Annotated in this window: 12 protein-coding genes, 1 tRNA gene and 1 pseudogene; 3 read left to right on the top strand and 11 right to left on the bottom strand. The window is 69.5% G+C overall.

Annotated elements, in window-relative coordinates:
- Window positions 1–8: 8 nt before the first annotated feature.
- The 5 genes and pseudogenes from ACT53O_RS06835 to ACT53O_RS06815 all read right to left on the bottom strand — a co-directional run bounded on the left by ACT53O_RS06835 (window position 9) and on the right by ACT53O_RS06815 (window position 7,046).
- Entirely contained in the window at window positions 9–734 is a 726-nt protein-coding gene (locus tag ACT53O_RS06835; RefSeq protein WP_476151968.1) for a ComEC/Rec2 family competence protein, read from the bottom strand.
- Between the two features lie 141 nt (window positions 735–875).
- Window positions 876–1,739, bottom strand: a pseudogene (locus ACT53O_RS06830) (ComEC/Rec2 family competence protein); the annotation flags it as partial.
- Window positions 1,740–2,371: 632 nt separating this feature from the next.
- Window positions 2,372–2,986, bottom strand: coding sequence for a ComEA family DNA-binding protein (locus ACT53O_RS06825; protein WP_476151966.1), 615 nt, complete (start codon window positions 2,984–2,986; stop codon window positions 2,372–2,374).
- An 84-nt stretch (window positions 2,987–3,070) separates the two neighbouring features.
- The gene (gene leuS / locus ACT53O_RS06820; protein ID WP_135949774.1) at window positions 3,071–5,653 is read right to left on the bottom strand and encodes a leucine--tRNA ligase; all 2,583 of its coding nucleotides are present in this window, start codon (window positions 5,651–5,653) and stop codon (window positions 3,071–3,073) included.
- A 70-nt stretch (window positions 5,654–5,723) separates the two neighbouring features.
- On the bottom strand, window positions 5,724–7,046 hold the full coding sequence (locus ACT53O_RS06815; protein ID WP_476151632.1) for an anthranilate synthase component I family protein: 1,323 nt from the start codon (window positions 7,044–7,046) through the stop codon (window positions 5,724–5,726).
- A gap of 82 nt (window positions 7,047–7,128) precedes the next feature.
- Here ACT53O_RS06815 and ACT53O_RS06810 point away from each other — a divergent pair, with 82 nt between their 5' ends.
- The 3 genes from ACT53O_RS06810 to ACT53O_RS06800 are packed head-to-tail and all read left to right on the top strand — an operon-like array spanning window position 7,129 to window position 9,598.
- Complete coding sequence (locus ACT53O_RS06810; RefSeq protein WP_294978147.1) at window positions 7,129–7,812, top strand: DedA family protein; 684 nt, start codon at window positions 7,129–7,131, stop codon at window positions 7,810–7,812.
- A gap of 4 nt (window positions 7,813–7,816) precedes the next feature.
- A complete protein-coding gene (locus tag ACT53O_RS06805; protein WP_039415894.1) occupies window positions 7,817–8,878 on the top strand; it encodes an App1 family protein in 1,062 nt (353 codons plus the stop codon).
- A gap of 9 nt (window positions 8,879–8,887) precedes the next feature.
- Complete coding sequence (locus ACT53O_RS06800; protein ID WP_476151631.1) at window positions 8,888–9,598, top strand: SOS response-associated peptidase; 711 nt, start codon at window positions 8,888–8,890, stop codon at window positions 9,596–9,598.
- 59 nt (window positions 9,599–9,657) lie between these two features.
- On the opposite strand, the gene nagE is transcribed toward ACT53O_RS06800, so the two are convergent.
- The 6 genes from nagE to ACT53O_RS06770 all read right to left on the bottom strand — a co-directional run bounded on the left by nagE (window position 9,658) and on the right by ACT53O_RS06770 (window position 14,068).
- A complete protein-coding gene (gene nagE / locus ACT53O_RS06795; protein WP_036320903.1) occupies window positions 9,658–11,637 on the bottom strand; it encodes an N-acetylglucosamine-specific PTS transporter subunit IIBC in 1,980 nt (659 codons plus the stop codon).
- A gap of 158 nt (window positions 11,638–11,795) precedes the next feature.
- Window positions 11,796–11,871 (bottom strand) — tRNA-Ala (locus tag ACT53O_RS06790).
- A 72-nt stretch (window positions 11,872–11,943) separates the two neighbouring features.
- Window positions 11,944–12,321 (bottom strand): ribosome silencing factor, encoded by a 378-nt coding sequence (rsfS, locus tag ACT53O_RS06785; RefSeq protein ID WP_135949191.1) that lies wholly within the window; start codon window positions 12,319–12,321, stop codon window positions 11,944–11,946.
- Window positions 12,318–13,232: a hypothetical protein gene (locus tag ACT53O_RS06780; protein ID WP_476151630.1), complete on the bottom strand. Its 915-nt coding sequence runs from the start codon at window positions 13,230–13,232 to the stop codon at window positions 12,318–12,320. The genes rsfS and ACT53O_RS06780 overlap by 4 nt, the downstream gene beginning before the upstream one ends.
- A complete protein-coding gene (nadD, locus tag ACT53O_RS06775; RefSeq protein ID WP_039416777.1) occupies window positions 13,229–13,831 on the bottom strand; it encodes a nicotinate-nucleotide adenylyltransferase in 603 nt (200 codons plus the stop codon). The genes ACT53O_RS06780 and nadD overlap by 4 nt, the downstream gene beginning before the upstream one ends.
- 9 nt (window positions 13,832–13,840) lie before the next feature.
- A complete protein-coding gene (locus tag ACT53O_RS06770) occupies window positions 13,841–14,068 on the bottom strand; it encodes a hypothetical protein (protein ID WP_039416779.1) in 228 nt (75 codons plus the stop codon).
- Window position 14,069: the final 1 nt, after the last annotated feature.

Genomic DNA, 14,069 nt, shown 5'->3' with positions numbered 1-14,069 from the left:
CGCGGGGCTCAGGGAGGCTCCCTCTCGTGCCACAGCCGCACGGTCGAGGCCTCGGTCCACAGCATGATCAGCCCTTCGAGATCTGTGCGGGCCAGCCGTGCCCCGACGGATGCGAGCATCGCAAGCGTCTCGCTGCGTGGATGCCCGTACGTGTTCGCTCCCACAGAGATCAGCGCCACCGTCGCACGCACGCGCCGATACAGTCGGGGCTCCTGGTCGGCGCTGCCGTGGTGCGAGACCTTCACGACGGCGTAGGTGGGGCGCAGGGATGCCGTCGCCATCAGGCGTCGCTGGCCCTCGGCCGACAGGTCACCGAGCATCAGCATGGGGGGCACACTCGGGCCGGCGATGTCGAGCACGACGCTGCCGTCGTTTCCCGCTTCGGTGCGCGGCTGCGGCCACAGCACGCGCCAGCGAGCGTCTCCCAGCGTGCCGGTCATCCCCGCATCGGCACGCACGAGGCGCGCTCCCGCGTCGCGCAATCGGGTCAGGGTGCGCTCGTCGTCGGGTGCTGCTGTCGGCCCGTGCAGAACGGTGTCGACCCTCCCCGCGACTGCGCTCGTTCCTCCGTCGTGATCGTGATCGAAGTGAGTGAGGACGAGAAGATCCACCCGTTCCACGCCGAGCGTCTCCAAACATGCCGTGAGCGCCCGCGGATCGGGGCCGGTGTCCACGAGGGCGATGTGACCGGCGGCGCGGATCGCGATCGCATCGCCCTGGCCGACGTCGCACACGGCGATCGCCCAGGCCTCGGGCAGGCGGGCACGAAGTCCGATCTGCGCGGCGGGGACGGCGCCGGCGGCGATGACGATCGTGACGGCGATCACGGCACTGGCAGCGACCCGTGCCGGTCGCGGTGAGCGCACGAGCAGGATGACCACCGCCACGCTGATCAGACCCAGTGCGGCGAACCCGCCGACACCGTCGGGCCACCAGATCGCGCTGCCCGGGAGGGCGCTGAGGGTCGTCGCGGTCGCCGCGATCCACGCCGCGGGCACCCAGGCGAGCGCCGCCACCCCGGTTCCCAGCAGCGGGATGCCGGCGCACAGACAGGCGATGAGCCCCAGCACCGTGCCGACGGGCGCGGCCGGCGCAGCCAGCATGTTGGCGGCGACGCCGACGACCGAGACCTGCGGCGAGATCAGCGCGATGATCGGGCCGCAGGCGAGCTGTGCGGCCAGCGGCACGGATACGGCCAAGGCAAGGGGCCGTGGCATCCAGCGCGACAGGCCGTCCGCGAGGGGTCCGGCGAGCACGAGAAGAGCGGCGGTGGCGGCCACGGAGAGAGCGAACCCGATCGAGCGCGACAGCCACGGGTCGAGAAGGAGCAGGAGCACGACGGAGGCCGTCAGCAGCGACAGCCCGGCCCCGATACGGCCGAGCAGCAGGCCCAGCATGGCGATCGCGGCCATCGTCGCCGCGCGGACGACGCTCGGCTCGGGTGAGACGAGGATCACGAACGCGACGAGAGCTCCGAGCCCGGCGGCGACGCGCACGGCTCTCCCCGCTCTGCACACGGCCGCCACAGCGAAGGCGATGCCGACGACAAGGGCGCAGTTCGCCCCGCTCACGGCGGTGAGGTGCGACAGCGACGATGACTTCATCGCGGCATCCAGCCCGTCAGAGACCTGGGAGGTGTCGCCGACCGCAAGGCCGGCGATCAGACCGCCACCGGGCTCGGGCAGCCCCGCTGTGACGGCGATGAGCCCGTGGCGGAGCAGCGATGCCAGCGCGAGCACGCCGGTGGGCGTGGAGGTCAGGGTCGGTGTCGTGGATGCGTCGATGACGAGGACGGCCCGTTCGCCCGGCTCCGGGGTCCACGCCGTACCCGTCACCGTTACGCGAGCGCCGAGATCGAGTCCCGGTGGAACATCGCCGGTGCGCACGAGCACCGGCACCGGCGTCGTGATCGCGGTGTCCCCGTACGCGAGCCGCCCCAGTACGGCATCGAATCGCCAGCCGGCAGCACCGCGTTCGATCTTCCCGACGGCGACGACGTCGACCGTCAGCGAGCGGCCGCCGGAAACCTCGGCCGCCGCAACCGCGGCGCGAGCGGGAAGCGCGGCGGCGACATGCGAGGCGACCCCCGCCGCGACACCCACGACGATGGCGGCGTGGGCGAGCACATGCGCGACGCGTCCCACGCCGGACCCACCCCAGCGCCGAGGGCGCACGAGCGCGACGAGGACGACGAAAGCGATCGCCCAGAGCAGGACGGCCGCGGATGCCGCGGCATCCGGCGCACCGGTGACGACGCCTGCCGTCAACCACGCTCCGGCGGCGACGGGCACGAGGCGCGCATCCCGTCGTCGCGCGGATCGCCCGCCCCGGCGGGCTCCCTTCGCGCGCGGTGTCGCCGGTGCGGCGCCGCTCACACCGTCACCAGGTCACGGAGGCCGGCGAGCATCTTTTCACCGATGCCGGGAACCGACAGAAGGTCGTCGACGCTCGTGAACCGCCCGTTCTCCTCGCGCCACGCGATGATGCGCTCGGCGATCGCGGGCCCGACGCGGGGAAGCGTGTCGAGGGCTGCGACATCGGCGGTGTTGAGGTTGACGCGTCCGTCAGCGCTGACGGGCGCACCGGGCGTCGACGCCTCCCCCGCCTCCGGCACGTGCACCTGTTCGCCGTCGACGAGCGGTCGCGCGAGGTTGAGCACGGTGCGGTCGGCGGCCTCCGTGAAGCCCCCGGCGGCGGCAACCGCGTCGACGACGCGCGCCCCGCCGTCGAGGCGGTAGAGCCCGGGGCGTCCCACCGCGCCCGACACATGAACGTAGAGCGCCGCGGCCGAGATCTCCACCGGTGCCAGCGGGACGCCGCCGTCGGCGGTCGTCACCGACCGCACAACTCCGACGGCCACCGCGATCGCCGCGGCGACGAGCACCAGCACGACGGACGCACCGACCCCGACGCGCCGACGCCGCGTGCGACGCGCGTCCGCGGCGGTGCGCGGCGCGTGGTCGATGTCGGGCGAACTCACCTCCACACCGTGCCATCGGCGTGCCACCGAGGTCAGTGCGCGCTCGGTATCCGTGGACGAGCGGAGCGGATCCCCGCCGTGGGGAGGAGACTACGCGGTCGTGAAGCTGACCACCTTGGGGGCGCGCACGACGACGCGGGCGATTTCGCGACCGGCGAGCGAGCGCACGACCTTCTCGTCGGCGCGCGCCAGCGCCTCGAGTTCGTCGGCCGAGATGCGCGCGGGCACGGTCAGGGTGCCGCGCACCTTGCCGTCGATCTGCACGACCGCGGTGACCGACTCCTCGACCAGCAGGGTCGGGTCGGCCTGCCGCCACGTCGCAAGGCCGACGAACGGCTCGTGACCGAGCTGCTCCCACATCTCCTCGGCGGTGTGCGGGGCGAACAGGTCGAGGATCATCGCGATCGCCTCAGCGGCTTCGCGGACGGCGGGGTCGCCCGCGCCGGCGGGACCGTCGATGGTCTTGCGGGTGGCGTTGACGAGCTCCATCAGGCGGGCGACGACCACGTTGAACTTGGTCTGCTCGATCAGCGCCGGGGCGTCGGCCCAGAGGCGATGGGTGACACGGCGAAGGGCCTGGTCCCCCTCCGCCCACACGACATCCGGCGCGCTGGTGACCTCGTGTGCGATGCGCCAGGCGCGCGCCAGGAACTTCGCGGCGCCCGTGGTGGAGACATCGCTCCAGTCCTTGTCGTCCTCCACCGGCCCGGCGAAAGCGAGCGCGACCCGCAACGCATCGGCACCGTGGGCGTTCAGCTCGTCCTGGAAGAGCACGAGGTTGCCCTTGCTCTTGCTCATCTTGGCGCCGTCGAGGATGACCATGCCCTGATTGATGAGGTTCGAGAACGGCTCGGTGAACTCGACGAGGCCCATATCGAACAGCGCCTTCGTGATGAAGCGCGCGTACAGCAGGTGCAGGATCGCATGCTCGACGCCGCCGATGTAGAAGTCGACCGGGCCCCACCGGTCGGCATCCTTCGACGAGAACGCCTGCGTCGTGTCGCCCGGCGTCAGGAAACGAAGGAAGTACCACGAGCTGTCGACGAACGTGTCCATCGTGTCGGGGTCGCGAAGCGCAGGCTCCCCGGTGGTGGGGTCGACCGTCTCGACCCAGCCGGTCGCCGCGCCCAGCGGTGACGAGCCCTTCGGCGTCAGATCCAGCCCTTCCATGGCCGGCAGCTCGACGGGCAGCTGCTCGTCGGGCACGGGCACGATGCGCCCATCGGCGGTGTGCACCATCGGGATCGGCGTCCCCCAGTACCGCTGACGCGAGATGAGCCAGTCGCGCAGGCGGTAGGTCTTGGCGGCGCGACCGGTGCCGGCGGCCTCCAGCTGCTCGATGGCGCGGGCGATGGCGTTGCGCTTGCTGAGCCCGTCGAGCGGGCCCGAGTTCATCATGCGGCCGTCGCCCGTGAGCGCGACGCCGGTCTTCGCCGGGTCGATCTCGTCGATGCCGGGAGCGCCCGGATCGATCGGGACGCCCTCGGCATCCAGCTCGATGACGGGGATCGCGCCGGTGACCGGCGCCGTGGTGTCGACGACGACCTTGATGGGCAGGTCGAACGCGCGGGCGAAGTCGAGGTCGCGCTGATCGTGCGCGGGCACCGCCATGACGGCGCCGTGGCCGTACCCGGCGAGGACGTAGTCGGCGGCCCAGATCGGCAGCCGCTCCCCCGTCACCGGATTGATCGCGTAGCGCTCGAGGAAGACACCGGTCTTCGGGCGGTCGGCGGTCTGCCGGTCGATCTCGCTCGTCTTCTGCACGGTGTCGAGGTAGTCCTGAAAGCGCATGCGCGCCTCCGGGGATGCCGAGGACACGAGCTCGGCGGCGAGGTCGGAGTCCGGCGCCACGACCATGAACGTCGCACCGTAGAGCGTGTCAGGGCGCGTCGAGAACACCGTGATCTTGTCGGCGCGACCCTCGATCTCGAAGTCGATGTCGGCGCCCACGGAACGTCCGATCCAGTTGCGCTGCATCTGCAGCACCTTGTGCGGCCAGAATCCCTCGAGCTGGTTCAGGTCGTCGAGCAGGCGGTCGGCGTACTCGGTGATGCGGAAGAACCACTGGGTGAGCTTCTTCTTGACCACGACGGCGCCGCTGCGCTCCGACGTCCCGTCGGGCAGCACCTGCTCGTTGGCGAGCACGGTCTGGTCGACCGGGTCCCAGTTGACCAGCGCGTCCTTGCGGTACGCGAGCCCCTTCTCGTACAGCCGCTGGAAGAGCCACTGGTTCCAGCGGTAGTACTCGGGGTCGGAGGTGTGCAGCACGCGCGACCAGTCGAACGAGACGCCGTACTGCTGCATGCTGGAGCGCTGCTGTGCGATGTTGCCGTAGGTCCACCCGCGCGGCTCGACGCCGCGCTTGATCGCGGCGTTCTCGGCCGGCAGGCCGAAGCTGTCCCAGCCGATCGGGTTGAGAACGTTGTACCCGCGGTGACGCCAGAAGCGCGCGACGATGTCGGAGTAGAGGTAGTTCTCCGCGTGACCCATGTGCAGATCGCCCGACGGGTAGGGGAACATCGCCAGCACGTACTTCCGCGGGCGGGTGTCGTCCTCGCCACCGGCACGGAACGGGTCCTTCTCGGCCCAGATGCGCTGCCACTTCTCCTGCACGGCGTGCACGTCGTACGGTCCGTTCTCGGCGGCGGTGGCGATGTCTGTGGGGCTGCTCATGGGAAGGGGAAGACCAATCTGAAAGCTCGGGAACGCGCGAGAGGCGTGCTTCCAGGTTAGCGGACCCGCCTTACCATCCCGGCGGCAGATCCGCACCCAGCGCCCCGAGGGGGCCGCGGGCTTTGAGTCCCACCTCGGCGACCTCCTCGTCGGGATCGGAGAGCCAGGTGATGCCGCCGCCGGCGCCGACGTACGCTCTGTCCGGACGAAGCACGATGGACCTGATCGTCATCGCCAGGTCCGCGTGGCCGTCGGTGCCGACCCAGCCGAAGCATCCGGCATAGATGCCGCGACCTCGCCCTTCCAGCCCCGACAGGATCGTCATCGCTGACAGCTTCGGCGCTCCGGTCATGCTCCCCGCCGGAAAGGCGGCGTCCAGCAGCTGCCCGAGGGTGGCGTCCGGTCGGAGCCTGCCCGCTACCGTGCTGACCAGCTGGTGGACGGCCGCGTAGGACTCGACCTCGAGCAGGCGTTCGGCGCGCACCGTTCCCGGCCGGCACACCCGCTGCACGTCGTTGCGCATCAGGTCGACGATCATGACGTTCTCGGCCCGTTCCTTCACGCTGTCGACGAGCTCGCGACGCAGCGCGGCGTCCTCGTCGGCGTCGCGGCCGCGCGGCCGGGTGCCTTTGATCGGGCGCGTGCGCACCAGGCCGTCGGCGACGTCGAGAAAACGCTCCGGGCTCGCACTGAGCAGCGCTGTCGTGCCACTGCGGATGATCCCGCCGTGGTGCGCGGGCAGCGCCTCCCGCAGCGTCAGATACGTCGAGGTGGGATCGAACGGTGCGGATGCCGCGACCGTGAACCGCGTCGTCAGGCAGAGCTGGTAGGCGTCCCCGGCGCGGATCGCGTCGCGGCACCGGGCGATGAGTGCGCGATATTCCTCGGGCGTCTGGCGTGCCGATGCCACCGGCGGCGGACGGTGTGCGGCGGAACCGCGGGGCGTCGCCGTCCGCGGCGCGGCCGTCGCGGCGCCGTTCACCGCGGAGGCGAGTGCTTCGCCGCGGTCGGCCGGCGCGGCGATCCACACCTCGTGGGCGGCGTGGTCGAAGACGACGAACCACTCGATTCGCAGCCACAGCTCCTGTGGTCCGTCGGCGGGGTCGGCTCGCCCGGGGGCGCCGGCAGCCGCCGCGGCGTCATCGAAGCCCGACCACCCCACCCACCCGCCCTGGAACGGACCGGGCACGACCGCCGCCGGGCGCACGTCCGGCACCAGCGCAACATCTCGGGGACCGACGCCGGGAGCGCCCGTTCCCAGCCAGCTGAATCCTGTCGTGGCGCCCGGTCCGGCATCCAGCCAGAACGCGTGCTCCTCGCCGCTGAGGATCGCCTCGAAGACGACGGCCGGGTCGACCCAGTCGTGCCGACGGGCGACGAGGCGCGTGGTCATCGCTCCAGGCTAGTCGGGACGCTCGGCGGCCGTCCGGCAATGTTCAGCATGCACACACCCTCACCCGCCATAGGCTGGAGAGGTGAACGAGTTCCTCTCATGGCTGCTCGATGCCGTGCAGAGTGTGGACCCCGTCCTGCGCACGGTTCTCGCGGGTATCGCCATCATGCTCGAGACCAGTGTTCTCGTCGGCCTGATCGTGCCCGGAGACACCGTCGTCATCGTCGCTTCCACCGCCGTCGGTTCGGTCGGCGAGGCCGTCGTGCTCATGGTCGTGGTCGTCGTGGGCGCTCTGATCGGCGAGAGCGTGGGATTCTGGCTCGGTCGATGGCTGGGCCCCCGCATCCGGTTCTCGCGGCTCGGACGTCGGATCGGCGAAGACAATTGGACGCGCGCCGAGCTCTATCTGCGACGGCGCGGTGGACCGGCGATCTTCCTCTCCCGCTTCCTGCCGGTTCTGCATTCGCTCGTGCCCTTGACAGTGGGGATGAGCGGGTTCTCCTATCGGCGCTTCCTCGCGTGGACGGCACCCGCCTGCACGGTGTGGGCGGCGGCTTACGTCAGCGTGGCGGCAGCGGCGGCGGGCACCTATCGCGAGCTGGCCGACCGTCTGCATACGGCGGGGTACTTCTTCGTCGGCGCGATCGTCGTCTTCCTTCTTCTCGCCTACGTCGCCAAGCGCGTGATCGTGGCACGCGAAGCGCGCCACATGCGACCGGACGACGAGGCGACCGGCACGCAGCGCTCGGACGGCATGGGAGACTGAATCGATGGCCGCCGAACCCGCACCGCGCCTGAAGGTGCTCTGGATCGCCCGACTGGAGTACCGGTTCCATGCGTGGCGAGAGCGTCGGGCGCGCGCCCGCGGCCTGCGCGCCAGTGTGTCGGCGTATCCAGGCTACGGCGGCGAGGATTGGGTGCGCGTCCTCGGCCGTGTGCTGATCGTCCCTCCCGTCCGCGTCCGTCGTCGGCGCGGCGACGACGGCGGTGTCCGTGGTTGGCGCAGCTTCGCCGCCGTTCCCGTCGGTTATGCGACCGTGACCGTGACCGTGGACGGAGCCACCCACGAGGTGATCGCCGACCGTGGCGGCGTCATCGACGCCGTGCTGCCGGCCCGGCTGCAGCCGGGGTGGCAGCCCCTGTCGATGACCGTCGAGGGCTCCGAACCGTTCTCGACGCGTGTGTTCGTCGTGGGCTCAAACGTTCGTTTCGGCATCGTCTCCGACGTCGATGACACGGTCATGGTGACGGCCCTGCCCCGGCCGCTCATCGCGGCCTGGAACTCCTTCGTCGTCAACGAGCACGCTCGCCAACCGGTGCCCGGCATGGCCGTGCTGCTCGAGCGTCTCGTGCGGGAGCATCCGGGCGCACCCATGATCTACCTCTCGACGGGCGCCTGGAACGTCGCGCCGACGCTGCAGCGTTTTCTCCGTCGTCATCTGTTCCCTCCCGGCGCCCTGCTGCTGACCGACTGGGGCCCCACGCACGACCGGTGGTTCCGCAGTGGCCGCGCCCACAAGGAGGAGAATCTCCGGCGCCTCGCGCGTGAGTTCCCCCACGTCAGATGGGTGCTCATCGGCGACGACGGGCAGCACGACGATGCTCTGTACACGGCGTTCACGGGCGCGCACCCCGAGCACGTCACGGCCGTTGCGATCCGACGGCTGTCGCCGGCAGAGGCGGTGCTCGCCGGAGGACGTACGGCCGTGGACGATCACACGGCCGCGACGGTCCCGTGGGTAGCCGGTGACGATGGAGCCGCCCTTCTCGATCGTCTCGCCGAGATCGGTGTCGTGGGCGGCCCGGCCGACGGCGTCGGAGGCCCCGCGTAGGCTGGCCGTATGTGCGGTCGATTCGTCGTGGGCAGTTCCGGCTCCGAGCTCGTCGGTGTGCTGCGAGTGGATGTCGTCGGAGACGATCTTCCCCAGCCCTCGTTCAACGTGGCGCCGACCGACCGCGTGGCGATCGTGCTCGACTCCGCGAAGACCGAGCCCCCGACGCGTCGCCTGGAGGCGGCGCGCTGGGGTCTGATCCCCGGGTGGGCAAAGGACATGGGTATCCGTGCGAAGGCGATCAACGCACGCGCCGAAGAGGTCGAGAACAAGCCGATGTTCCGGCAGGCGCTGATCGCGCGGCGAGCCGTCATCCCGGCATCCGGCTATTACGAGTGGAAGACCGAAGACGGCGTGAAGACGCCGTACTACATCCACCCGTCTGACGACGAGCCGCTGTTCTTCGCCGGTCTCTACGAGTGGTGGAAAGACCCCGCGAAGGCCGCGGACGACCCCTCGCGGTGGGTGCTGAGCTTCACGATCATGACCAGGGATGCCGTGGGTCAGCTCGGCTCGATTCACGACCGCATGCCGCTGTTCATCGACGCGGACTACGCCGATGTGTGGCTCGACCCCACCACGGAGAACGTGGGCGATCTGCTGGACGCGACGATCGACGCTGCCCCCGCCCTGGTGGACGGCATGCTCATGCGAGAAGTCGACCGCGCCGTGGGCAACGTGCGCAACAACGGTCCGCAGCTGATCGCACCCCTGTCGTGACGAACGGCGGGACGGACCCGAAGGCCCGTCCCGCCGTAGTCGGCAGGATCGTTCGATCCCTACGCGAACTCGATCGTCGCATCCTCGTTGTTGAGCACGATGACCGGAGTGATCGCGGAGTGCCCCGCGCGGCGGATCTTCTCCGGGTCGAAGCGAAGGAGCGGCGTGCCGGGCTCGACCGTGTCTCCGGCTGTCACGAGCGTCTCGAAGCCGTCGCCCTTCATGTCGACCGTGTCGATGCCGACGTGGATCAGAAGCTCCGTGCCGTCCGCGAGAGCGAGGCCGATCGCATGCCCGGTCGGGAAGACCGATGCGACCGTGCCGCCGGCCGGCGCGACGATCGTGTCTCCGGTCGGGTCGATCGCGAGGCCCGGGCCCATCGTTCCTTGGGCGAACATCGCATCCGGAACCTCGGAAAGTGCGAGCACGCGGCCCGCCACCGGTTGACGAAGCTGCAGGACCGCCGGCGGAACCGACGAATCCAGCCGCTGCTCGGCAGCAGCACCCGCGGCGATCGCGGCGCCGCCGACACCCCCGACGAAGCCTGCCAGTGCGCCGGTCTGGCCGGCATCGGCCCCGCGGAAAGCCTCGATGGTGCGATCGTTGAGGATGTCCTCCATCGCGTCCTTGACGAACTGGACGTTCAGGCCGTAGACCACCTGCACGGAGTGGCCTCCCGGTTTGATGGTCCCCGCGGCTCCGGCGCGCTTGAGGGCGTGCTCATCGACCTGAGAGGGGTCGGCGATCTCCATCCGTAGACGTGTGGCGCAGTTGTCGACCTCGATGATGTTGTCCCTGCCGCCGAGAGCCGCGATGAACTTCTCCGCCGTGCCGTGATACCCGGAAAGGCTCGTGCCGGCGTTGTCGGCGTCCTGCTCGTCGAGCTCGTCGCCACGGCCGGGCGTCTTGAGCTTGAAGCGCTTGATCACGAAGTAGAACGTGAAGAAGTAGATGAAGAACCAGGCGACGCCGAGCAGCAGCAGCATCCACGGGTTCTCGGCCATCGGGTTCGTCCACTGCAGCACCATGTCGATGAAGCCCGCCGAGAAGCCGAAGCCCAGGCGCGTGGGCAGCATCGCGGTGATCATCACCGAGATGCCCGTGAAGACAGCGTGGATGAGGTACAACCACGGCGCGACGAACATGAAGGAGAACTCCAGCGGCTCGGTGACGCCGACGAAGAACGAGGAGATCGCGCCCGAGAGCATGATTCCGTAGGTGATCTTCTTGCGACGCGTGTCGGCCGTGAGATACATCGCGAGGGCCGCGCCCGGCAGGCCGAACATCATGATCGGGAAGAACCCGGCCATGTACTGGCCCGTGACGCCGTAGGTTCCGGTGCCGTTGAGGAAGTTGACCAGGTCGTTGATGCCGGCCACATCGAACCAGAACACCGAGTTGAGCGCGTGGTGCAGACCTGTCGGAATCAGCAGACGGTTCAGGAAGCCGTAGATTCCGGCTCCCACCGGGCCCATCGTGGAGATCCACTCGCCGAAAGTTACCAGCGCGCCGAAGACGACGGGCCACACGAACATCAGCACGACGGCGACGACGAGCGACAGGCCGGCCGTCACGATGGCGACGGAGCGCTTGCCCGAGAAGAACGAGAGCGCGTCGGGCAGCTTCGTGTCCTTGAACCGGTTGTAGCACCACGCGCCGATGAGGCCGGCGACGATGCCGACGAAGACGTTCTGGACTTTGCCGAAGGCGGGGTTCACATCGCCCAACTCCCCCAGCCCCAGGAGCTTCTGCATCGTGGCGGGCGCAAGGAGGGTGGTGATCGTGAGCCACGATACGAGGCCCGCCAAAGCCGACGTGCCGTCGGTCTTGTTGGCCATACCGATCGACACGCCGACGGCGAACAGGAGAGGCATGTTGTCCAGGAGTGCCCCGCCGGCCGCGCCGAGGAAGGCGGAGGCGGTGTTGGCACCGCCCGCAGCGGAGCTGATCCAGTACGAGATGCCGGAGAGGATCGCGGCCACCGGCAGCACGGCCACCGGCAGCATGATCGACCGACCCAAGCGTTGCAAGAACTTCATCGATGAAACTCCGTCCTGGTGGGGCACTGGCTCTCGCGAGCGCGCGAGCCACGCATGGGACGCTACCCCCGATCAGGCCAAACGCACAGCATTCACTCAGGAATCGGCGAAATCTCCGACGAAAACGCGAAACCCCCGGGGAGCTACCCGGGGGTTCATGGTGGACCTGAGGGGACTCGAACCCCTGACCCCCTGCATGCCATGCAGGTGCGCTACCAGCTGCGCCACAGGCCCATTTTCAGTTTGTCACCGCTCCGCGGCAACCCCTCAAGCTTACTACATGCCGAGGGGTGCGACGAACACGACTCAGTCCGCGACGGCGGGTGCGGGCACCTCGATCGGGATGATCGGGCAGTCCTTCCACAGCCGCTCGAGTCCGTAGAAGACGCGCTCCTGCTCGTGGAAGACGTGGACGACGAGGTCGCCGAAGTCGAGGAGCACCCACCGCGACTCCTGGCGGCCTTCGCGGCGAAGACGCTTGACACCGTTCTCGAGCATCGCCTCCTCGATCGCGTCAGCGATGGCGGCCACGTTGCGCTCGCTGGATCCGGTGGCGAGGAGGAAGGCGTCCACCAGCGGCAGAGGCTCGGAGACGTCGAAGGCGAGCAGGTCCTCGGCGCCCTTGCCCTCGGCGGCCGCCGCGGCGACGTTCACGAGGGTGCGGGTGGTGTCGGCGGCGGTCATCGGAATGCTCCTGTCACGAGGGCCACGATCAGCACGCCGGTCAAGGCCAGCGCCAGCGCCCCCGCGGTGATGACGAGGGCCAGCATCAGCCGGCTCCCCTTCTCGGGCGCGGGCGGTTTGATGATGTCTTCGGCACTCTTGATCGTGCTGATCGCGGAACTGGCCGCGATCGGGGTGGGTGAAGAGGAGGCGGGCAGCTCGCCGTCGACGAGGACGGCGTCCGTCTCCTTGTTGTCGGTGCGACCCGGCATGGTGCCGGTCGACCCGAACGACTCGGGAAGCGAGAACGTCCCGGTGATGAGGACTTCTCCTGTGCCCGTGATCGGCGAGACGAGCGCACCGGTCTCCGGTGTCTGCGACAGGATCAGCGCATTCGGCGCCGACAGTGCCCCCGTGGCGGTGCTGCCGCGCGTCAAGAGCTGATCGAAGGATGCCGGGAGGTCGATCTCCACGCTCTCGCCGGCAAGGAGACCTGAACCGAACGTCGGCGCGACCACGGGACGTTCCTCGTCCTGTGCGGGCTCGGGGGCGTTCTCCGCCATGGCATCCGCCGGGGCGACGTCTTCTGGGCGGGCCTCGGAACCTGTCTCGGAACTGGTCGCGGTGGGGGCTGGTGTCTCGTCGGCGACCGGCACCGAGGCCGTCCGCAGCCGCTCTTGGCGGCGCGCGGCGCGGCGCGTGAACGACGGCGCTTCGACGTCGACATCTGCCGCCGCGGGCGGTGCCTCGGCCACCTCGACGGGTTCGGCCGCGCGCGGCAGCGGCGCGACGACGGGCGGTGTCGGTTCGGCGGGCTGACTCGCCTTCTCGGCATCCGCGGGGGTGATCACCGGCGTCGAGGCGGTGTTGCGCATCTCGCGCAACTGACGGCGGGTCAGCTGGGGAGTATCGGGCTGGTCGGGTGTGCTCATGCCTCGCTCCGGTAAAGGTGGTGCTTCGCAATGTATTGGACGACGCCGTCGGGCACGAGGTACCACACCGGGTGGCCTCGGTTCACCCGCTCACGGCAGTCGGTGGATGAGATCGCCAGGGCGGGGATCTCGAGTCTGCTCACGACGTCCTCGGGCAGTCCCTCGGTGGACAGGACATGTCCCGGCCGGGACACCGCCACGAAGTGGGCCAGGTCCCAGAGGTCATCGTGATCGCGCCATCCGAGGATCTGGGCGATCGCATCGGCTCCCGTGATGAAGAAGAGCTCCGCGTCGGGACGTGTGCTCTTCAGATCGCGCAAGGTGTCGATGGTGTAGGTGGGGCCGCCGCGGTCGATGTCCACGCGGCTGACGGTGAACTGCGGATTGGATGCCGTCGCGATGACGGTCATCAGATACCGATGTTCACCGGCGGTGACTTTCTCCTTGTCCTTCTGCCACGGCATGCCTGTCGGGACGAAGATCACCTCGTCGAGATCGAACGACTGCGCGACCTCGCTCGCCGCCACGAGGTGTCCGTGGTGGATCGGGTCGAAGGTCCCACCCATGACCCCGATGCGGGGGGCGCGTACCGAGGTCATGCCGACGTCCTAGTGGTGGCCGTGTCCCACCTGCGCCTGGTCGACGGGGTGCGCCTTGGCGTAGGCCTCGGCCTTGTGCGAGTGACGGTTCGCCACGTTGCGGTAGGACACCGTGACCAGTCCCAGCGCCAGGAACACGATGAACGCGATCAGGCCGAAGATGAACGTCTGGGCCTGGACGTTGCCGTGAGGCTCTGCCTGCGCCGCAGCGAGGGCGAGGGTCGTGGCGAGGGTCATT

This window comes from Microbacterium sp. DMC48 (assembly GCF_056313825.1).
This window is presented reverse-complemented; position numbering and strand designations above follow the sequence as displayed.